11 protein-coding genes are annotated in these 22410 nt (G+C 63.8%); 10 read left to right on the top strand and 1 reads right to left on the bottom strand.

The genetic code is table 11. The features are described from left to right. Positions 1 to 178: 178 nt before the first annotated feature. The 9 genes from NLY42_RS11735 (at position 179) to NLY42_RS11695 (ending at position 8501) form a co-directional block, all read left to right on the top strand. Positions 179 to 1243, top strand: a complete 1065-nt coding sequence (locus tag NLY42_RS11735) for a polyamine ABC transporter substrate-binding protein (RefSeq protein WP_023754210.1) — start codon at positions 179 to 181, stop codon at positions 1241 to 1243. 235 nt (positions 1244 to 1478) lie between these two features. Then, on the top strand, positions 1479 to 2321 hold the full coding sequence (locus NLY42_RS11730) for an ABC transporter permease (RefSeq protein ID WP_031244712.1): 843 nt from the start codon (positions 1479 to 1481) through the stop codon (positions 2319 to 2321). A 186-nt stretch (positions 2322 to 2507) separates the two neighbouring features. After that, positions 2508 to 3299, top strand: coding sequence for an ABC transporter permease (locus tag NLY42_RS11725; protein ID WP_023754208.1), 792 nt, complete (start codon positions 2508 to 2510; stop codon positions 3297 to 3299). After that, complete coding sequence (locus NLY42_RS11720; RefSeq protein ID WP_023692047.1) at positions 3296 to 4369, top strand: ABC transporter ATP-binding protein; 1074 nt, start codon at positions 3296 to 3298, stop codon at positions 4367 to 4369. Before NLY42_RS11725 ends, NLY42_RS11720 begins: the two co-directional genes overlap by 4 nt. 9 nt (positions 4370 to 4378) lie before the next feature. After that, positions 4379 to 5653: a glycosyltransferase gene (locus NLY42_RS11715; protein WP_023754207.1), complete on the top strand. Its 1275-nt coding sequence runs from the start codon at positions 4379 to 4381 to the stop codon at positions 5651 to 5653. Positions 5654 to 5891: 238 nt separating this feature from the next. After that, on the top strand, positions 5892 to 6242 hold the full coding sequence (locus tag NLY42_RS11710) for a cupin domain-containing protein (protein WP_023754206.1): 351 nt from the start codon (positions 5892 to 5894) through the stop codon (positions 6240 to 6242). Beyond that, positions 6239 to 6604: a cupin domain-containing protein gene (locus NLY42_RS11705; protein ID WP_245263512.1), complete on the top strand. Its 366-nt coding sequence runs from the start codon at positions 6239 to 6241 to the stop codon at positions 6602 to 6604. The genes NLY42_RS11710 and NLY42_RS11705 overlap by 4 nt, the downstream gene beginning before the upstream one ends. Before the next feature lie 23 nt (positions 6605 to 6627). Beyond that, positions 6628 to 6972, top strand: a complete 345-nt coding sequence (locus tag NLY42_RS11700; RefSeq protein WP_023672951.1) for a cupin domain-containing protein — start codon at positions 6628 to 6630, stop codon at positions 6970 to 6972. A 20-nt stretch (positions 6973 to 6992) separates the two neighbouring features. After that, positions 6993 to 8501 (top strand): aldehyde dehydrogenase family protein, encoded by a 1509-nt coding sequence (locus tag NLY42_RS11695; protein ID WP_023754205.1) that lies wholly within the window; start codon positions 6993 to 6995, stop codon positions 8499 to 8501. A 55-nt stretch (positions 8502 to 8556) separates the two neighbouring features. On the opposite strand, the gene NLY42_RS11690 is transcribed toward NLY42_RS11695, so the two are convergent. After that, on the bottom strand, positions 8557 to 9105 hold the full coding sequence (locus tag NLY42_RS11690) for an invasion associated locus B family protein (RefSeq protein WP_023754204.1): 549 nt from the start codon (positions 9103 to 9105) through the stop codon (positions 8557 to 8559). A gap of 261 nt (positions 9106 to 9366) precedes the next feature. On the opposite strand from NLY42_RS11690, the gene NLY42_RS11685 reads away from it, so the two are divergent. Beyond that, positions 9367 to 22302, top strand: coding sequence for a beta strand repeat-containing protein (locus NLY42_RS11685; RefSeq protein ID WP_156933818.1), 12936 nt, complete (start codon positions 9367 to 9369; stop codon positions 22300 to 22302). The last annotated feature ends 108 nt before the right edge of the window (positions 22303 to 22410 follow it).

Here is a 22410-nt window from a genome sequence, read left to right as displayed (position 1 = left end):
AATCGGCCAAATTCCTCCGTCGGTTGACAGATTATGGATTGACGTACTTTTTTCTGCAATAGTACTGTCGGTACAATCGGCGAGAAAAGACCGAGGGAACAGGATCGAGGCAGGCGCGCGCGTCGCCGGCCTTGGTCCGGCAAATGATTTCGACGAGCAAACCGAATGGGAGACTGCCATGACCGCTACCAGCCTGCGGCGCCGTGCGCTCAATACATCCTCAATCGCTCTCGGTCTCGCCCTGACGCTCTCGGTGCCGGCTGCCGCAGCCGACCTCGTTATTTCGAACTGGGATGGGTACATGGCACCCGACGCCATGGCCGCTTTCAAGACCGCCTCCGGCGTTGCCGGCGAAGTGGTGGTGCACGCCACCAATGAAGAGATCATGGGCAAGCTGATTGCCGCCGGCGGCAAGGGCTATGACGTGGTCTTCGTCTCCTCGCCCTTCGCCGAAGTATTAAACAAACTTGGCCTGACCGAGCCGATCGACCATGCCAAGATCCCCAACCTCGCCAACCTCTATCCCGAAGCGACCAAGCTGCCGCACGATGCCGGCAACGCTTTCTCCGTGCCCTACACCTGGGGCACGACGGGCCTCTGCTACCGCTCTGACCTTGTCAAGACGGCGCCCACGAGCTGGAGCGACCTGCTCGCCCCTTCCGACGAGATGAAGGGCAAGACCACCATGCTGGCGACCGATCGCTGGCTGCTGGCCGCCGGGCAGCTCGACAAGGGCTATTCGGTCAACGAGACCGACCCGGCCAAGATGGCCGAGGTCAAGGACCTCTTGATCTCCGCCAAGAAGACCCTGCTCGCCTATGACGACACCACCTTCTATTCCAAGCTGGTTTCCGGCGAGGCGCTGATGGTGCAGGCCTGGGACGGCTGGTGCAATTACGGCATCGCCGACAAGCCGGAGATCAAATACGTCATCCCTAAAGAAGGTTCGGACCTGTGGGTCGACACGATGGTGGTGATGAAGGCGTCCGAGCACAAGGACGACGCCTTCAAGTTCATCAACTTCATGCTCGACGCCAAGAACCACGCCTGGGCGGCGCAGAACATCGACTACAAGGTGCCGAACAAGCCGGCGATGGAAAGCCTGCCGGCCGACTTCCTGGCCAAATTCCCCAACATGGCGATGCCGGTGGCCGATCTCGTCAAGTTCGAGCAGTTGCGTGACGTCGGCGAAGCCCAGCGCGACTATTCCAAGATCGTCAGCGAGATCAAGGCCGCGCAGTAAGCGGCCTGCCACTTCGATTGCTGGAAGCAAGCTTGCGTTCCTTCACGCCCCCCTCTGGCCTGCCGGTCATCTCCCCCTCAAGGGGGGAGATCGGCTGTGGCGTCGCTTTCGCCGATCTTCGATGTTTGAAAGCAAGCGAGAGGTTGGAACTGCTAATCTCCCCCCTTGAGGGGGAGATGCCCGGCAGGGCAGAGGGGGGTGCGGCGTGACGCGGACCTCCCGTTCCTCTCTGCTGATGGCCCCGGCGCTGGTCTGGCTGACCGCGCTGATGGTGGTGCCATGCGCGCTGGTGCTGGCGCTCGCCTTCTTCCGGCGCGGCATCTATGGCGGCATCGACTACACCTTCACGCTGGAGAATTTCGGGCTGGTCTTCGACCCACTCTATGCCGGCATCTTCCTCAACTCAGCACGTACCGCCGGTACCGCGACGCTCATCGCAGTCGTGATCGGCTATGCCGCGGCCTATGCAATTGCCGCCGCACCACGCCGGTGGCAGCCGGTGTTCCTGTTCTTCGCCGTGCTGCCGTTCTGGTCCAATTACCTGATCCGCACCTATGCCTGGATCGTGCTGCTGAACCGCGAAGGGCTGATCACCCAGCTCTTGCGCTGGTTCGGCTACACCGGCGAGTCGCCCTCGATGCTCTATACCGAAGGCGCGGTCATCGCAGGCCTCGTCTACAACTATCTGCCCTTCGTCATCCTCGCCTGCTACGCGCCGCTGTCGCGCCTCAACCCGGAACTGGCCGAGGCATCGCGCGATCTCGGCGCCTCCGCTGCCACCACCTTCCGACGTGTCATCCTGCCGCTGACTGTGCCCGGCATCGCTGCGGGTGCTGTCTTCGTCTTCGTGCTGTCGATCGGCAATTTTGTCACCCCGGCGCTGCTCGGTGGCGGCCGCTTCCAGATGATCGGCAACCTGGTCTACGACCAGTTCCTGACTGCTAATGACTGGCCGTTCGGCGCAGCGCTCGCCATGGCGCTGATCGCCATCATGCTTCTGGTGCTGATGGCGCAGGCGCTCGCCGCCGACCGCGCCGCGGGGCGTGCGACTGAGGCAAGGGGCGACGCCGATGGCTGAGCGCTGCGCAATTCTTGCCTTCTCCCCGTTCACCGGGAGAAGGTGCCCCGAAGGGGCGGATGAGGGGCGGCGTCAACCTTTGCGACGCTCAGCGCTGCCCCTCATCTGCCTGCCGGCATCTTCTCCCCGTGAACGGGAAGAAGGACTCTGGTCGTTCGCTTGCGTTCCAATTGTCGGAGGCCGGCGATGACCCATTCCTTCACCCGTACGATCGGCATGCGGACGATCCTCACCCTCGTCTTCGCCTTCCTCTACATCCCGATCGCCGTGCTGGTGGCGCTGTCCTTCAACGAAGGCGGATTGCCGACGGCATGGTCGGGCTTTTCGCTGAAATGGTATGCCTCGCTGGCCGGCAATTCCGCCATCCTTTCCGCTGCGCTCAACACGCTGATCGTGGCGTTGGTCTCCACGGCCATCGCCACGCTGCTCGGCACGCTGCTGGCCATCGGCATCGAGATGCGCCGGCAATACGGCAGGGGTCTCGAGGCGCTGATCTTCGCACCGATGATCATCCCCGACATCGTCCTGGCGATCGCTCTGCTGTCGTTCTTCTCCATGCTAAACGTGACCATGGGCCTGCACACCATCATCCTCGCCCATGTCGTCTTCAACCTCGCCTTCGTCTGCTCGGTGGTGCGCGCAAGGCTAAAGAGTTTCGACTGGTCGATCGTCGAGGCCTCCGCCGACCTCGGCGCCTCGGCTCTGACCACCTTCCGGCGTGTGACATTGCCGGTCATCGCGCCGGCAGTGATTGCCGGCGCTCTGCTTGCCTTCACGCTCTCGGTCGACGAGTTCATCATCGCCTTCTTCACCGCCGGTGCCGGCCGCGCCTCGACGACGCTGCCTATGCAGATCTACGCCATGATCCGCTTCGGCATCACGCCGGAGATCAACGCGCTGGCGACCATCGTCATGGCGGTATCCATCACCGCGCTGACCCTGTCGCAGCGGCTCAACCGTGGGATCATCGGCCAATGAGCGAACCGCGCACGCTGCTGGCAATTGATAACGTTTCGAAGAAGTTCGGCCGGGTCACCGCCGTCGACGGCATCTCGCTCGACATCCGCGAAAACGAGTTCTTCGCGCTGCTTGGACCCTCCGGCTGCGGCAAGACCACGCTGCTGCGCATGCTGGCCGGCTTCGAGACGCCAACCGACGGCCGCATACTGCTCGATGGCAAAGACATCGCCCGGACCCCGCCCAACAAGCGGCCGGTCAATCTGATGTTCCAGTCCTACGCGCTGTTCCCGCATATGAGCGTGCGCGCCAATGTCTCCTACGGGCTGGAGATGGAGCGCTTGCCGAAAGCTGAAATCCGTTCCCGCGTCGAGGCCATTCTGGCCACCACCGAGCTTGTCCCCTTCGCCGACCGTAAGCCTGAGCAATTGTCGGGTGGCCAGAAGCAGCGCGTCGCTCTCGCCCGCGCGCTGGTCAAACGGCCTCGGTTGCTGCTGCTCGACGAACCGCTGGGCGCGCTGGACAAGAAACTGCGCGGCGCCATGCAGATGGAGCTGAAGCGCCTGCAGCACGAAGTCGGCATCACCTTCGTCATCGTCACCCACGACCAGGAAGAGTCACTCGTCATGGCCGACCGCATGGCGGTGCTCAAGGACGGCCAGCTGCTGCAATGCGACACGCCGCACGTGATCTACGAGCATCCCACCGACCGTTTCGTCGCCGACTTCATCGGCGTGATGAATTTCGTACCGGGCAAGATGTCTGCGGATGGCGTGATCGCCGCGAACGGCGCGCGCATCACCGGCAAGGTTCCCGCCAAGCTCACACCCGGCGCTTCCGCTGTCGCTTCGGTGCGACCCGAGCGCATCCGGCTGTTCCCGTCAGCCGAGACCGCCAACCGCATCGCCGGCACGGTTGAGGCGCTGGCCTATCACGGGCTCGACCTGCAGCTGCATGTCCGCACGCCTCTGTCGCCAAAACCATTTCTGGTGCGCGTCACCGCCGATGCCGCCGACCGCCGGCCGGTCTCGTCGGGCGATCAGGTCGAACTCGGCTGGGACGCCGCCGATGTCAGAATTTTTCAGGAATAGGAGAGCTTGATGGCGCAGAAGACGATCGCGTTTTTTCCCGAAGCGGCCTACGGCCCGGCGCTCAATTCGGTCGGCATCGCGCAAGCCGTCGAGGCGCGCGGCCATAAGGCAGTGTTCCTGTCCGACCCCGGCTTTGTCGATGTCTACAAGGGTTACGGCTTCGAAGCGCATCCGGTGAACCTGTCGGAGCCGATGCCGCCCGAGCAGATGGCGAAATTCTGGGAAGACTTCATCAACGGCCACATCCCGAACTTCCGCAAATCGCCCTACGATCAGGTCGACAATTACGTGAAGGATTGCTGGACCGCGATCGTCGACAGCGCCAAATGGGCGCAGAAGGATTTGCCGCGAGTCCTAGCCGCCATCAAGCCTGATGTCATTTGCGTCGACAATGTCATCCTGTTTCCGGCCATCAAACAGTTCGGCAAGCCTTGGGTGCGCGTCATCTCCTGCTCGGAAAACGAGATCGAGGATGAGGACATCCCGCCGCATCTCTCCGGTTGCGGCGAGAACGACCATGTGGGCCACCAGCGCTATCGCGATCATTTCAATGCGGTGATCAAGCCCATCCACGACGACTTCAACGCCTTCCTCACCGCAAACAATGAAGCGCCATACCCGGTCGGTCAGTTCTTCGAGACCTCGCCCTATCTCAATCTGCTGCTCTATCCCGAAGCGGCAAAGTTTAAACGCCGCCATCCGCTTGATACGACGAAATTCCAGTATCTCGAAGGCTGCGTGCGGCAGGAAAAGCCATACGCCGTGCCGACCTTCGCCGAGAACAATGACGGGCCGCTGCTCTATGTCTCCTTCGGCAGCCTCGGCGCCGGCGATGTCGATTTGTTGAAGCGCATAATCGCAACACTGGGAAAGACCCGTTACCGCGCGCTGGTCAATGTCGGCGGCTACAAGGACCTGTACACGGATGTGCCGGACAACGTCATCGTCGAGAGCTGGTTTCCGCAGCCTTCAGTCATCCCGCAGGTCGATGCCGTAATCCACCATGGCGGCAACAACTCGTTCACAGAGTGCCTCTATTTCGGCAAGCCGGCCATCATCATGCCCTATGTCTGGGACGGCCACGACAACGCCACCCGCGTCCAGGAAACCGGCCACGGCTTCGGCATGCCGCGCTACGACTGGAGCGACGCCCAGCTGATCAGCAGGATCGAAGCCTGCCTGACTGACCCCAAGATGAAGATCAGGCTGGCGAAGACCTCGGCGCAGATGCAGGCCCAGAACGGGCCTGAGAAGGCAGCCGGGCTGCTGGAGGCGCTGCTGTGAGTGCGATGTTTAAGATGCCGAGCCCTGGCACCCCCCTCTGGCCTGCCGGCCATCTCCCCCTCAAGGGGGGAGATCGGCTGTCACCAATGCTTTCCCCAATCGCAGAGCTCACAAGAAATGCGCCGTCATCGAAGCTGCCGATCTCCCCCCTGGAGGGGGAGATGTCCGGCAGGACAGAGGGGGGCCTTGTAGAGCGGCAACGCACCGCGGCTGAGCATCATGACCGTGGAGCGCGCCCATGACCTCCTCCGCGCCGCACCTCCACCAGGCCTCCACCCGCACCGATCTCGTCGACTGGGGTGCCCAGCCGGATGCGTTAGATGGCGCTTCACACTCGACCGGCAGGCTGGTGCACAAGGGGCCCAACAACCAGCCGGAATCCGGCATCTGGGTGTGCACGCCCGGCCGCTGGCGGCTCTCGATTCCGCGCGACGAATTGTGCCATTTCGTCGCCGGCCGCGCGACGTACCGGTCAGATGCCGGGGAGGTGGTAGAAGTCGCAGCCGGGACCGTGGTCATGTTCCCTGCCGGCTGGACAGGCGAATGCACCGTGCATGAGACCATGCGCAACGTCTACATGCTGGCTTGAACAGCAACGGAGCTTCCCAATATGCCGACACCGCACTGGCCAAAGGCCTCGACCGTGAAACTGGAGGACTGGGGCGGGGGCAGCAACACGCTTGCCGGCTCGCCGCGCGCCTCGGCAGGATCCTCTCGCAGAACCCGGACGGCTCAAGCGAATGCGGCCTGTGGTCGTGCACGCCAGGCAGCCGCAAGGTTACCTTTGCCGCCGACGAGTTCTGCCATTTCCTGTCGGGCCGCGGGACCTATGTCCGCGAGAATGGCGAAGAGATCCCGGTCGAGGCCGGCATGCTGGTGTTCTTCCCCGCCGGCTGGGCCGGCACCTCCACCATCACGCAAACACTGACCAAGGCCTTCATGTGCCGCTGAGCACTTTTTTAAAGGAAATCGCCATGACCACGCCCATCATGCAATCCCCGCTTGCCATCACCGACCTCGTCGACTGGGGCGTCATCCCGACCATGATCGAGGGCGTGTCCCACACCTCGGGCAAGCTGCTCTACAAGGGGCCGGAGGGCCGTTCGGAATGCGGCCTGTGGGTCTGCACCCCCGGCAAATGGCACTGCCATGTCACCCGCGACGAGTTCTGCCACTTCCTCGAGGGCCGCTGCACCTATGTGCACGAATCGGGCGAGGTCATTCAGATCGAGCCGGACACGGCGGCGTTCTTTCCTCAGAATTGGAAAGGCGTCTGCACCGTCCATGAGACCATCAAGAAGGTCTACATGATCCGCTGAGCGGACCTGAAAGGACGACCATGCAATTCTCCGCTGACCGGCCGGCTTTCTTCGTCAATCCGGACTACCGGCCGATGACCGGCACGGCAAAACCGGTGATCGATCCGGCGACGCTGGAGACCGTCGGCTCGATCGCCGCGGCCAGCGACGGCGAGATCGACGCCGTGCTCACCGCCGCAACCACGGCACAAGCCGCCTGGAAGCAGCTCGATGCCAAGAGCCGGGCAAAGCATCTGCATGCGGTCGCCAACGCCATCGAGGCGGCGGACTTCACGCGCTGCGCCGAGCTGATGGTGCGCGAGATGGGCAAGCCTTATCCCGAAGCGATCGGCGAGATCGCCAATTGCGCGCCGATCTTCCGCTACTATGCCGAGATGGCGCGCGACGACGCCGGCAAGATCGCCGGTACGACGCAGGCCGGGTCGTTCCAGTATGCGCGCTACGAGCCGTATGGCGTCTCCGTGCACATCATGCCTTACAACTTCCCGATCCTGCTGATGTGCTGGACCGTTGCGGCCTCGCTTGCCGCCGGCAATGGCTGCATCATCAAGCCGGCCGAAGCCACGACGCTGTCGACACTCGATTACATGACCGTGTTCCGCTCGCTGCCCGAAGGGCTGGTCTCCTGCCTGCCCGGCACGGCCGCCACCGCGCAGGCGCTGATCGCCTCCGAGCGCACCCACGCTGTCGCCTTCACCGGCTCGGTCGCCGCCGGCAAAGCCGTGGCAGTCGCCTGCGCCGAGCGCATGAAGCCTTGCGTCATCGAAGCCGGCGGCAGCGATCCGCTGATCATCAGCGAGCACGCGCCGCTCGACGTGGCGGCAGCCGGCAGCGTCACCGCCGCCTTCCACCTGACCGGCCAGGTCTGCACCTCGGCCGAACGCTTCTTTGTCGTCGACTCGGTTCACGATCGCTTCGTCGAGCTGTTCGCCGAGAAGACGCGGGCGCTGCGCATCGGCAATGGCATGGACAAGACCGAGATCGGCCCGCTGGTCAGCGAAGCCGCCCGGGCGAAAGTGATGCGGCTGGTCGATGATGCTGTCAGCAACGGCGCTATAGCCGTTGCCGGCGGGCGCATTCCGCCGGCGCACAACACTGGCTGGTTCTACGAGCCAACGATCCTGACCGGCGTCACCCCCGATATGGCGATCGTGCGCGAAGAGTGTTTCGGACCGGTCGCCGCGATCTGCCGCGTCAAGGATTTCGACGAGGCGATCCGGCTTGCCAATGACAGCCCGTTCGGCCTCGGCGCCTCGGTGTTCACCACCGACCTCGCCGAGGCGCATGAGGCGGCCGAGCGGCTCGAGGCCGGCATGGTCTGGGTCAACAACCCGCTGATCGACAATGACGCCTTGCCCTTCGGCGGCTGGAAGGCATCAGGCCTTGGCCGCGAGCTGGGACGCCAGGGACTCGACGCCTTCCGACGCTCCAAGATGGTCATCATCGACCACAGACCGGCGATCCAGGACTGGTGGTATCCTTACCCCGACAGCTGGTTCCGCGAGACAGGCGGCCGCAAGCACGTGTGAGTCCGGCCAGTCCAAAACGTAAGCTGATGCTTACGCATCTGCCGAGATAGGCCGGCTATTTCAACGCTTGAAGCTTGTCGATCGCGGCAGTGAATCCGGCAAGCGAGACCGGAATGGTCACCGGCTTGCGCGTCACCGACTCCATGCCGATGTTCAGGTTGGTTCCCGATTTCATCGCCTTGACGAGGTCCGCCGACAAAGGGGTCGCGGCATAGGCGCCGTTCTGGTCGCTGGTCTGGATGGCAATGGTCGTCTTCTGCCCCTGGTCGATCTGGTACGAGGCGCCGGAAGGCAGGAACAGCCCGTGCGGCAAGGCCAGCAGCATGGCGAGGCTGCCATTGCCGTTGTCGCGGCGAACCGTAACGGTAAGAACGCGCTGCCCCGTCTTGGCCTCGGTAAGGTTTTGGGAGACCTGGCATTGAAGCTCGATGCCGGCCGATCCGCTGGCGCAGTTTAGCGCCCACGGATTGCCTTCTGCAGGCTTGGTCTCGGCAGATGTGGTTGACTTCGGCTCTTCGGCAAGCGCCGACCCTGCCGTCACGACCAGCCATAGCGCGCCGACCCAGGCGGCCCGGCCACAAACGGTTCTCAGCAATGAAGCCATCCGATCCTCGTCGTGTCAGGGTTTCGCCGAGCGCGTTGATACAACAGCCGAGCCTGGCGGGGAAGCCAATACGGTACATGAGCTCGGGCTAAATTACTGTTGCTGAATTGTCACAATAAACAACTTTGAAATCTTGTACGTGTAAAGCAAACAATCATGCTCGCTATACACTGGGATTCGGATAGTATTAGCGACGGAGCGTGTACTCGTCGGGGTTCGCAAGGGATGGAGACGACCGAGAAAACTCGGCAGATCAATGACATGGCGACGCACGGAAGAAGCTTCCGGGCGAATAGCAAGTATCGCCGGTCAGGTTTTTCCAGGCATCTCTGGAAGACGACTGCGCTGTCCACTCTGGCACTTGCCCTTTCCGGCATAGCCGCCCATGCCGGCGACACCGGACTGTGGCAGCCGCAGGTCCGCGTCATCATCGGCGCCAACAACAATGGCGGCAAGACGGCGATCGAGGGTTTCCTGCCGCTGAAGCAGAACCTCGAATCCGTTCTCTTTCTCGATGTGCGCTCGAAATACGATTTCGACGACGGCTTCGGCCAGGACGTCGGCCTCGGCGTTCGCCGCATCGTCAATCCGGATCTGATGATCGGCGGCTACGCCTATCTCAACATCCAGAACCACGACAGTCACCAGTTCGTCGCCTCGACGCTCGGCCTCGAGGCCATCACCTCAAAATACGATGCGCACGTAAACGTCTATCTGCCGATCAGCGGCGACCGCAGCACGGCCGGGCAAGAGTCGAGCCTGTCGCTGGTCGGTCATCAGCTGATCGAGCAGATATCGGCCATCGCCCACCGCGATTACGCGGCCTGGGGCATCGAGGGCGAGGTCGGCGTTCAGGTGCCGCTCAACCTGCCCGAGAACCATTCACTGCGTTTCGATGTCGGCGCCTACCATTTCGGCGATCCCGACGGCGACGACGGCAGCATCACCGGCGCCAAGGCCGGCCTGGAATATTCGATCGGCGACGTCATCGGCAAAGGCACGTCGCTGACCTTCACCGGCGAGGTGCGCAACGACAACCGCGATGACACCCAGTTCGCCGGCAGCATCCGGCTGACGGTGCCGCTCAACGCTTTCGACAAGGGCTCGTCTTCGGCCGATGACGGCGCCGAGCCGGTCTATCCGGTCAGCCCCGGCCTGCGCAAACGCGTCAACGAGCGCGTGCGTGGCGACATCGGCGTTCGCATCGAGAGCCAGGACAAAGTTACCGGCACGTCGACGCGGGTGGCGATCAATGCCGCCACCAACACGGCATTCGGCCAGTTCTTCTTTGCCGATGGTGACAACGACGCCCTCGGCCTCGGCACGATCGGCGACCCGACCACGCTCGACAATGCAGTCGCCGGCGCCGGCGCTAACGGCGTCGTCGTCGCGCTGGGCGGCAAGGGCAACATTACGACAGCCGGCGTGACGCTCGCCAACGGACAGACCGTTATCGGCGGTGGCGGCGGTGTCCAGGCGCGGCTCGCCGACGGCAGCATCGGCACCTACAATTTCGGCGGCTCCAACGGCACCATCCAGGGCACCAACCCCGCCAACAACGTCCTGACGCTCGCCAATGGCAACACGCTGAGCGGTATCACCATCACCGGCGGCAAGGACGGCATCTTCGGCAACAACATCGCCGGCGCCACGCTGACCAACGTCACGGTCACCGGCACCGGCGGCCACGGCTCCGACTTCACCGGCACCTCGACCGGCGTCAATGGCTCGAACTTCACCGCGACCGGCAACGGCCTCGACGGACTGCATATCGAAGGCGACGGCACCTATAACTTCACCGGCACGACGCTGCTGCAGGGCAATGGCGACGACGGCCTGGATATAACCGGCCACGGCACCTACACTTTCGCCACCCTCAACGCGCTCGACAACAACGATGCCGGCATTACCGTGAAGGGCACCGGGGTCGCCGGCTCGATCACCATCAGCGGCGGCCAGGTGTCGGCCAACAAGGCGCTCGGCGACGACGGCGTCGGTGTCTTCATCGATCCGATCACCGCCCATATCGTGCTGGATTCGATCACCCAGACCGGCGGCGCATCGGGCGTCGTGCTCGAGAATCTTTCGGGCAGCTTCACCGTCAACGGCGCGACGACGATCTCGAACACGACCGGACCGGGCATCGCGATCACGGATTCGCCGGCCGCGATCCGCTTCGGCGACATCGACATCACCGATCCCGGCACCGACGGCATGGTGTTTACCGGCCTCAATGCGTCCGTCATCGCCGGCAACATCATCATCTCCGGGCTCGGCTCCGGCATCGGCCTCGACTTCTCGAACAGCCAGACCAATTTCACGGCGCAGGCGCTGAACATAAACGGCACCGGCGGCACGACGTCCATCGGCATCGACCTTGTCCAGACCAACGGCGGCACGATCATCATTACCAATGGCGGCATCATCGCCAATGTCGGCACCGGCGTGCGGCTCGGCATTGCCGGCTCGCCGGCCGACACCGCCAACGCCCAATTCACCTTCGGTGGCGGCTCGATCGGCGGCAACCTCGCCTCGCTCGACGCACGCGGCCTCAATTCCGGTTCGGGCCAATACGCATTCGGCACGGCGACGTTCAACGGGCCGCAACTGTTCGACCAGACGCAGCTGATCTTTGTCGCCGCAGGCGGCACAGGCGACGGTACCTCGCTTTCGGACCTGGCTTCGATCACCGACGCCGACAACAATACCGACGGCACCGCGATTTTCGTGCTGGTCAATCGCGGTGTCATCGACGACACCGACGGCTTTACGCTCGAAGCGGGGCAGACCCTGGCCTCTTTCGGCAACGGCCGCACCTTCTCGCTCGGCGGCCTGCCGATCAATGTGACCGGCGACAACGTCGATCACGGCAGCACCATCTCGGATGCGGCCGGTGCCGCAACGCTGACCGCTTCGGGCAGCGGCGACGTCGTCACGCTGGCCAACAATAACTCGCTCCAGGACTTCAACATCTCCGGCGGTACCGCCAACGGCATCCATGGCAGCGGCATTACCGGCGTCGTGCTGACCGGCATGAACGTGTCGGGGACCGCCCTCAATGGCGTGCTGTTCGATGGCGCCAACGACGTTTCCGGCAGCAATCTGAGCTCGACCGGTAATGGCGGCGCTGGGCTGTCGATCCAGGGCGACGGCACCTACAATTTCACCGGCACGACGACGGTGTCGGATAATGCCGGCGACGGCTTGCTGATCAACAGCAATGCCATCACCAGCTTCCAGACGCTCAACGCGACCAGCAATGGCGGCAGCGGCGTCCAGGCCACGTCAACTGGCACCGGCTCGCTTTCGATCGACGGCGGTACCGTCAACAACAACACCACATCCGCCTTTACGGCGTCGAATATCGGGCTCGGTGTCACGCTCTCCAACATCGGCCACGTCGGCGGCACAACCGGCGTCAGCCTTTCGGGCGTCAGCGGCAGCGTCAGCGTTACCGGCCCGACGACGATCGGCAGCACCACCGGCGACGGCATCTCGATCAGCGGCAGCACGGCAACGGTCGGCTTCAGCGGCGACGTGCTCATCAGCCAGGTGCTTGGCAATGGCATCGCGCTCAACGGCAACACCGGCGCCGTCAGCTTCGGCTATGCGGAAATCGGTGCGCCGGGCCTCAACGGCATCGATATTGGGGGGAATACCGGGTCAGTCACATTCTCTGGCCCCACCATCGTTGTCATCGGTTCTGCCGATGGCAGCGCGGGCATCAACTTCAGCGGCACAAACAACGACGTCAGTTTCGGTACGACGACGGTGTTGCTCGGCGAAGGGCTGAACCAGACGGGCATTGACTTCAGCGGCTCGTCAACGACAGCCGATTTCGGGCTGACCAGCATTACCGGCACCGGCGACCTGACCTCGCGCGGCATCGACCTGTCGTCGACGACCGGCAACAAGACGATCACCTTCCTGCAGGGCTCCAAGATCGACAATGTCGGCGTCGGTGTCGAATTGTCGTCAGGCGGCACGACGGCCACGTCGGCCAACGCCAACTTCACCTTCGGCGACGGCAATTCCGCCGATGGGCTGGAATCCTTCATCACCGCCGCAACCGGCGGCTACACTGTCAATACGATAGGGCTGGATCCGGCGCTCGGCAACTACGACTTCGACGATGTCGTCTTCACCGGCGATGCCCAACTGGCGGTAACTGTCGGCGGGGTCGTCATGATCTCGCAGACAGGCGGCACTATTCACGCGGGCACGAACGGGCTGAGCGCCGATGTCACCACCGTGACGGCCGCCCAGGCCGATGCCATGGTTGGCACGCAGACCTTCGCCTTTGTCGGCATCGTCGACCTCAGCGCGACGCCGTTCACGCTCGATTCGGGACAGTCGATCACCGGTTTCGGCAACGGCAATTCCATCCTCACCTCCGGTACGTTCCAGCCGGTCAATGTGCAGGGCAATCTCGGCGCCACCGGCGGCAATGTCACCGGCGATGAGGGCGTGGTCAAGAGCACGGGCGACACCCTTCATCTGCTCGGCAGCAATCAGGTGCGCAACACCGCCTTCGACTACAGCGGCGGCAGCGGCTCGGTGTTCGCCATCGACCAGAGCGTGGGTGGCTTCAACAATTCCGGCGGCATCGTTATCGAAGGCGTCACCGTCAGCAATGTCGCTGCCGGCCAGACGGCGTTCAACGTCGACGGCCTCACCGGCAACCTGTCGATTATCAACAACAATATCAACGTTGCCGGCACGCTGCTCGATGTCGACGGCGGCAACGGCAACATTACGGTCACCCGCGGCACCTTGCCCAACAGCGCGACGCCCGGCACGCTGACCGGTGGCGGCATCGCAATCGCCAACCGCACCGGCGGCTTGGTCAACTTCACGGACAAGGCGACGATCGGCGGCAGCGGCGTATCGCTGACCAACAACACCGGCGCCACAATCACCTTCGCCGATGTCGACATCACCACGGACGCCGCAACGGCGTTCACTGCAACCGGAGGCGGCTCGGTCAACGTCACGACCGGAACGATCAATGCCACCAATGCGGGAGCGGTGGCGCTCGACGGCATTGCGGCCAACATCAATTTCGCCTCGACAAGCGCCAGCTTCAATTCCGGCAGCGGTGTCGACCTGCAGCATCTGACCGGTACGGTCGCGCTCGGCACCGGCACGCTGACCAACACCGGTTCGGGTACAGCCTTCAATGTCGGCTCGGCGGCCGATCAGAGCGGCGGCAATGCAATCATCTCCTATGCCGGCACCATCGCCAGCAACGGCACCGGTGCCGCCGTCTCGATCCAAGAACTGACCGGCGGCTCGGTGACGGTGTCGGGCAATCTGACCGACGGCAACGCAGCCGATGGCGGCCAGATCTTCATCGGTGGCATCGCCAACGGCACGGCGGCGACCGTCACCTTCTCGGGAAGCAGCAAGAAGATAAGCTCTGGCGCGACGACAGCTGTACAGATCGGCTACACAGGCCCCCTCTCCGCCATCGTCCCGTATGACAACACGGACGGCACGATCAACTTCACCAATGGCGGCCTGGATATAACGACAACGACCGGAGAAGGCTTCGGCGCCGCCTTCGGCGGCACCGTCAGCGTGTCCGGCACCGGCAACAAGATCGCCTCCGGCGGCAATGGTCTGTTCATTGTCTTCGCCGACGTCGGCGTCGCCGGCGTCACCTTCGACAGCGTCTCGGCCGTATCGACATCGGACGCTGCCGGCGTCTTGCTGACAGGGTCCAATCTGGCGGGCGACGTCAACATTGGCGGCCTGAAAGATACCGGCTACATGGGCGCCTCGCTGAACGCCCTGCTCGGCGCCGGTGCGGTGAATTTCACCGGCACGACCGATCTCGACGTCAGCTACCGAGGGTTCGATATCGGCGGCCCGCAAGTGGGCACCATAAACATCGCCAACGTCGCCGGCTCCACCCTGACCATCGACGGTGGGGAAGCCGGCATTGTCACGAACGGCCTGCAGGCAGGAATCATCAACGTTGGCGGCAATGGCGGCGTCGCCAGCATCGGCGCGACGACAAGCACCACCGGTGCGGCTATCGCCGTCAGCGGCGGTAACGACCTCATTCACGCCACGCTGAACTACAACGGCTCGATCAAGGTCGACACCGGCATGGTCGTGCAGGCCGTGGCCGACTGGAGCGAGCTCAACATGAGCGGTTCGGTCGTTTCGACTACGGCAGCAACTGGCATTGGTACGGCGGCCTTCGTCTTCACCGGCAACGCCAACGGCGTCTACAATATTTCAAGCACGATCGATCATACCGGCACGGGCATCGGCGTGCGGTTTGACGGATCGTCTAACGGGACGGCCACCTTCTCCGGTGCGTCGAAGATCTTCAACACCAGCAGCGGCACCAACGACGCGATCGTCAAGTTGCCCAGCATCAGCCCGACCCAGGGCATGGGCACGCTCAACTTCACCAATGGCGGCCTGGTCATCACCACCTCGAGCGGCGCCGGCTTCACCGCCAGCACTTTCGGCGCCGGCACGGTCAGCGTCAGCGGCACGGGCAACTCGATAACCACGACGACAGGCACCGCGCTCAACCTCGACAACGCAACGGTCGGCGCCGGCGGCATCAATTTCAGCTCCATCTCGGTCAATGGAGCGGCGACTGGCGTTTCGCTCAACAATGTCAGCGGCGGCACGCTCAATCTCGGCACGGTGAACCTGCAAGGCATCACCTCGACCGGCGTCGACATTTCCGGCACGCTCGGCTCGACGGTAAACTTCGCCAGCCTGACCATCGCCATGCCCGGCGACAATTCGACCGGCATCACCTTCGCCGATGCCGTCGTCAACAGCATCTTCACGACTGGCGGTTTCACGCTCACCAGTGCTTCCTCGACCGGCACCACCGCCGTCAACCTGTCCAACACCACCGGCACCGGCACCATCCAGCTCGGCGATCCGAACACGGCCGGCGCATCCTCCACCATCGGCGGCGCCGGCGCCGGACCCGGCATCGGCTTCCAGTTCACCCCGACGACGGCGATCAACTTGATCTATGGCGACGGCGAAAGCGCGGTCGACAAGCTGTCGACGGTCAAGGCAATCGACATCCTCAATTCCACCGGCGTTTTCCCGGTCGGCGGCACCTATAATTTCCAGGATGTCGACGGCGCAAATGGCGGCTTCATCGGCGACCTCTCCGAGGCCCAGGGACCGACCACCTATTATGTCGATCAGGAAGGCGACGGCGACGGCACCGCCGCCAATCCGGGCTCGATTGCCGGCGCGGAAGCGTCGGGCGCCTCGGTTGTCATCCTTGTCGACACGTCGCAGAACGGCACCAGCAACCTCATCGACATGATGCAGGCTCAGCAGAATGGCGGCGGCAACAACACGCTCAACCTTGCCGATGGCCAGATCCTGATCGGTCTCAAGGCCGGCGATTCCATCGATACCGCGCCGCTGGGCGCCGTCGGCGGCGGCCTCGGCGGCAACTTCAGCTTCAGCGGCATCAATGCCTCGACCGTCATCACGGCAGCGTCCAATGTCGACAGCGTGCTGGCGACGCTGACGACCGCGAACGGCAACACCATCGATTTCTCCGGCAAGGCCGGCATCGAAAATGTCATCGTGCAGAACACCGGTGCGGGCCTTGGCATCTCCGGCACCAACATCACCGATCTTATCCTGCGCCGCGCCACGATCGCCGGCGGCACCGGTGGCGCCCTGTCGCTTACCGACGGCGCCGCTGCCAGCCAGATCGCACTGTCGAACCTGATCCTGTCGGCAACCGGCGGCGACATTGCCAAGGTTGACGGCACGGTCGGCGCCGGGCTGATGAAGGTCAGCGCCTTCTCCGACATCACGCTTCTGGGCAACAATGGCGAAACCGGCGGCTTTGGGGTGAGCGGTGTAACCTTCGATGCCGTTCCAGCGACTGTCGGCATCGACCAGGTCGACGGCGGCGCTTTCGTCGCCGGCACAAGCACCAATGGCGTCGGCGGTTATGGCCTGACGCTATCCGGTGTATCCGGCGATATCCAGTTCGACAGCATCACCGCCTACGGTGGCGTCAACGGCATCGCCTTCAATGGCGTTGACGCCACCGTCACGGTCAGCGGCGCCACCACCATCACCGGCACCAGCAGCTTCGGCATAGACGTCACCGGCGCCAACACCGGTACGTTCACCTTCGGCGCGGTGACGGTCAACAACACCGCCACGGCCGGCGACGGCATCCATGTGGTATCAGGCACGGTCAACGTCACCGGCCTCGCCAACATCGATACGACGAGCGGCGTCGGCCTGTCGCAGAGCGGCGGCACGACAAGCTTCACCGGCGGTGTGACCATCGACACCACGACCGGCACGGCCATCGTGGGCACCGGCGGCACGATGGGCATCACCGCTTCCGCTGCAGCCCAGACGGTAAATTCGACCAGCGGTCAGTCGATCAGCCTCACCAACGTCGCCGCCACCATTGCGCTTGACTCGACCTCGTCGGGCGGCGGCACCAACAATGTTGGCCTGGCCAATGTCACCGGAACAGTCAGCCTCGGATCCGGCGCATTGAGCGGCGCTTCGGGCGTCGCATTCCTGGTCAATGGCGGCGCTGCGACCGTCAGCTATGGCGGCTCCGTCACCAAGACCACCGCCGGCAAGATCGTCGACATCTCCGGCGTCACCGGCGGTTCGGTCACACTGTCCGGCGCGCTCAGCGCCACCGGCGGTTTCGACAATGGTATCTATGTCCACGGCAACTCCGGCGGGACCATCACTCTCAGCGGTGGCACGAAGACGCTGACCACTGGCGCCAATACGGCGGTCGACTTGACGACCAACACCGGCGCGACGATCAACTTCGATACGGGTGGCCTGGTGATTACCACCACCTCCGGCACGGGCTTCAACGCCAGCGGCGGTGGCACGGTCAGCGTCGGCGCGCTCCTCAGCGACAACAGCATCACCACGACGGCCGGCGGCACCGCGTTGAACCTCAATGGCGTTACGATTGGCGCTGAGGGCATGAATTTCGACAGTGTTTCGGCCACTGCCGCCGCAACCGGCATCTCGCTGACCAATATCGCCTCGTCGGGCGGCGGCGCCATCATTCTCGGCACGGTCAACCTGCAAGGCATCACCACGCGTGGTGTCGATGTTTCCGGCGCGCTTGGCGCGGCGCTGTCCTTCAACGATCTCGACATCGGCCTGAACAGCACCACGGGCGTGGCCTTCGACCTCAACGGTGCCACCATCAATGCGGCGGTGACGGCCAATGACTTCGATGTCACCAATGCCGCCGCCGCCGGCACCTCGATAGGCGTCGACCTGCGTGGCACCACTGGCGGCCAGACGGTACGCCTCGGCGATGCCGTTGTCGGCGGCGCCAGCTCCAGCATTGCCGGCGTCAACACCGGCGTGTTCCTCAACAGCGCCACCAACCTCGCTTTCACCTATGGCGACGGCGAATCGGCGACCGACCAGCTCTCGACCATCGGCGCCAATGTAGGCATCGACGCATCCAGTGCGCCGGTTGCCGGCACCTACAATTTCCAGGATGTGAACTTCCAGTCGGCTCCCGGCCTGGGCTTCGGAGTCGGCAAGGTCTATTTCGTCGGCGCGTCCGCGACCGGTGACGGCAGCGGTCGCGACCAGAACAATCTCGCGACGCTGGCCACCGCCGAAGCAGCAGCCGTGGCGACGGACATCCTGGTTCTCGTCAACGATGGCGGCACCATCACCGCGGCAGGCAGCAATGGCAACGACACGCTGGCGCTCGCCACCGGCGAGCAGGTGCGCGGCTTCGGCAACGGCAACATCAATCTGGCGCTGACGGTGCCCTCCACCATCCAGCTCGCCAGCAACAGCATCTCGATCATCGACCAGACGCCCAATGGCGCCGCGACGCTGACGACGAGCGCCGGCAACAATGTCATCACGCTCGGCGCCAGCGGCAACATCATCGACGGCTTCATCCTGAATGGCAGCCCGGCGGGTGCCGCGCGTGGCGTCAAGGACAATGGCGCGGGTGCTGCGAATACCGTCATCAGCAACATGACCATCAGCAATTTCGCCACGCAGGGTATCGAGATCACGCCGTCAAACAGCACGACGATCAACAACGTTACTTTCTCCGGCAACGCCAGCGATGTGTGGCTGAACGCGTCCAACACCACCATCACCAACGTCACCAGCACCGGCGCCACCGGCATTGCTTTCAAACTCGACAACACCACCGGCACGACGACGCTGACCAACGTCAACATCACCACCGCAGCGACCGGCACCGGCATCGCCTTCGGCGGCGCGTCGGGCGCTGGCGGCACGATTGCCGGTACCAATGTCGATATATCGGGCGGCAGCGGCCTTTCGGTGACCGGCGGCAACGCGGTGATCAGCTTCGACGGCGCCAGCTCCATCATCAGCACGTCGGGCGCGGCGGCCACGATCTCGACCCGCGCTGGCGGCAGCTTCACCTTCGCCGGCTCGGTGATCGCCAACGGCGCTGCGAGCGGCATCAGCATTTCCGGCGCGACGGCGGCCAATACGGTGAGCTTCACCGGTACGGTCGATCTCGGCACCACGACGCCGATGACCGGCACCGCAGTCGCGATCAACAACGGCGCCACGGCCTCGACCGTCAGCTTCGCAAACCTCGACATCGTCACAAACGGCACCACCGGATTCAGCGCCATCAATGGCGGCACGGTCAATGTGACGACCGGCACGGTGAGCTCCACTTCCGCGCAGGCGGTCAACCTCAACGGCATCGCCACCACCACCGGCATCAATTTCACCTCGACCAATTCGACCGGCGGCACCAACAACGTGTCGCTGACCAATGTCACCGGCGCCGGCACTGTCAGCCTCGGCTCCGGTGTGCTCGGCGGCGCGACCGGCGCGGCCTTCCTGGTCACCGGCGGCTCGGCCAATGTCAGCTATGCCGGCTCGGTCACCAAGACCACGGCCGGAAACGTCGTCAGCATCTCCACCCGCACCGCCGGCACCACGACATTGTCGGGCACTCTCAGCGCCACCGGCGGCGTGGCCAACGGGATCCTCGTCAACGCCAACACCGGCGGCACGATCAACTTCTCCGGCGCCAGCAAGATACTGACCACCGGAGCCAACAATGCCGTCGACCTGACGGCGAACACCAACACCGCGGTCAACTTCACCGGCGGCGGCCTAGCCATCACCACCACCTCCGGCACCGGCTTCAACGCCACGAGCAACGGTACTGGCACCGTGACCGTTATCGGCTCGGGCAACACGATTTCGACCGGCAGCGGCGTCGCGGTCAACCTTGACAGCGTTGCCATCGCGGCGGGCGGCGTGACCTTCGCTTCCACGAACAAAGGCGCCGGCGGCACCAGCGCCGTCATCCTCGATACCGTCACCGGTTCGGGAGCGATCGACCTCGGCACCGGCGCGCTGGTGGGCGGAACAAGCGCCGTGATCCGTATCGGCGATGGCCTAGGCACCGCCAACAGCGGCGGCACGGCGGCCTTCACCTATGCCGGCGCGATCACCAGCGGCAGCACCGGCCAGGCGGTCAACATCCAGGATCGCGCCCTGACCGCCGGCAACATCACCCTGTCGGGCAACATCACGCATAATGCGGCGGGCCAGATCGGCCTCCTGCTGGACGACAATGTCGCCGGCATCATCACCTTCTCCGGCGCGTCGAAGTCGATCACCTCGACCACGGCGGCTGGCGTCAGCCTGAGCGACAATACCGGTGCGACGATCAACTTCACCAATGGCGGGCTGGTCATCGCCACCACCAGCGGCGCCGGTTTCAATGCCACCGGCGGCGGCACGGTGACGGTGCAGGGCACCGGCAACACCATCGCGTCCGGCACGGGCACGGCGCTTAATGTCGCCAACACGACGATCGGCGCCGGCGACGTGACGTTCAGGAGCATTGCGTCCAATGGTGCAGCCAACGGCATCGTGCTCAACAACACCGGCACCAGCGGCAATCTGGTGGTGACCGGCACCGGCGCGACGGGGGGCAGCGGCGGCACGATCCAGAACTCGGCCGGCGATGGCGTCAGCCTGACCGACACTCAGGATGTCAGCCTGAGCAACATGATCATCAGCGACAATGCGGGCAACGGCATAAAGGGGCTGCGGGTCAACGGCGTGGTGCTCAACGGTCTGACCCTGAACAGCAATGCCGATGCCAACACCGAGTCCGGAATCCTGTTCAACGAACTTACCGGCAACGCCTCGCACGTCACCACGTTCACCAACCTCACGGTCTCCAACTCATTCACCCATAACGTGCAGGTCATCAATTCCGGCGGCACGTTGGCGAACCTGGTGGTGAGCGGCGGCACGTTCTCGAACAACGGCGCCTCGAACAATGCCGGCAGCGACTTCATCTTCGAGGCGGACGGCGCCGGTGTCGCCGGCGCGCCGACGATGACGCTGACCGTCGACGGCGCAACCTTCACCGGCAACAACGCCTATCCCGGACCGGGAGTCATCCCTGGAACCGGTCTGTTCGTCATTGCCAATGACGGCACCGTCAACGCTCACATCGGCGAGACCACGGGAAATCTATTCAACAATCTGAACAACGGCATCAACCTCACCCAGAGCAGCAATTCCGGCGCCGGCACGGGCGGCAATCTGAATTTCACCGTCCGGAACAACACCGTCACCAACAGCGACTCGACGGCCATCAACGTGTTCAGCAGCGGCGACCTCGCACGGACGCTTGACGGCACAATCGCCAACAACGTCATCGGTACGCAAGGCGTAGCAACCTCGGGATCGCGAACCGGCAACGGCATCAGGGTTGGGCATGAAAGCCTCGGCGTCGCCAAGGTGCTGATCGACAACAACATTATCCAGAGCATCGGCGTCAACGGCATAAGCGGTGGCGACAGCGTCTCGATCACGCAGCTCGTGCAGCCGGGCACCGTGCACGCGGCGGTCACCAACAACACCATTCGCGACAATGCCGACAGCCGCGGCATCACGGTCACCGCCACATTTGCCGGCGCTATCATCAATGCCGACGTTCATGCCAACACCATCACCAACGTCAACAACGCCAATGCCATCCGCTTCCTCGCGGACGGCCTCGGCGGCGCCGACGGCACGATCAACGTACCGCAGGCGAGCGAGGCCGGTATCGAAACCGTCAATGGCGGGGCAACGGCACTGACGGACACCCGGACGTTCTTCAACCAGCCGCTGCCACTGCTGCCTGCCGCGACACCGTAGTCAGCAACCTTGGATTTCGTCCTAGGAAATATATTTTATGAATCTGATATCGACTTGTTGTCTTACTTAGGCATAATACAAGAATTCAGACAGTAAGCCGCCAACGAA

It is taken from the genome of Mesorhizobium sp. C372A, assembly GCF_030323245.1.
In the GTDB taxonomy this organism is placed as follows: Bacteria; Pseudomonadota; Alphaproteobacteria; order Rhizobiales; family Rhizobiaceae; genus Mesorhizobium.
Note: the sequence above shows the minus strand (reverse complement) of the source record. Positions and strands in the feature narration are given on the sequence as shown.

Excerpts from the sequence above, each read along its gene's own strand:
- NLY42_RS11725 (WP_023754208.1), top strand. The coding sequence starts at position 2,508 with ATGACCCATTCCTTCACCCGTACGATCGGCATGCGGACGATCCTCACC.
- NLY42_RS11720 (WP_023692047.1), top strand. The coding sequence starts at position 3,296 with ATGAGCGAACCGCGCACGCTGCTGGCAATTGATAACGTTTCGAAGAAG.
- NLY42_RS11695 (WP_023754205.1), top strand. The coding sequence starts at position 6,993 with ATGCAATTCTCCGCTGACCGGCCGGCTTTCTTCGTCAATCCGGACTAC.
- NLY42_RS11715 (WP_023754207.1), top strand. The coding sequence starts at position 4,379 with ATGGCGCAGAAGACGATCGCGTTTTTTCCCGAAGCGGCCTACGGCCCG.
- NLY42_RS11690 (WP_023754204.1), bottom strand. The coding sequence starts at position 9,105 with ATGGCTTCATTGCTGAGAACCGTTTGTGGCCGGGCCGCCTGGGTCGGC.
- NLY42_RS11710 (WP_023754206.1), top strand. The coding sequence starts at position 5,892 with ATGACCTCCTCCGCGCCGCACCTCCACCAGGCCTCCACCCGCACCGAT.
- NLY42_RS11735 (WP_023754210.1), top strand. The coding sequence starts at position 179 with ATGACCGCTACCAGCCTGCGGCGCCGTGCGCTCAATACATCCTCAATC.
- NLY42_RS11700 (WP_023672951.1), top strand. The coding sequence starts at position 6,628 with ATGACCACGCCCATCATGCAATCCCCGCTTGCCATCACCGACCTCGTC.
- NLY42_RS11730 (WP_031244712.1), top strand. The coding sequence starts at position 1,479 with ATGGCCCCGGCGCTGGTCTGGCTGACCGCGCTGATGGTGGTGCCATGC.
- NLY42_RS11685 (WP_156933818.1), top strand. The coding sequence starts at position 9,367 with ATGGCGACGCACGGAAGAAGCTTCCGGGCGAATAGCAAGTATCGCCGG.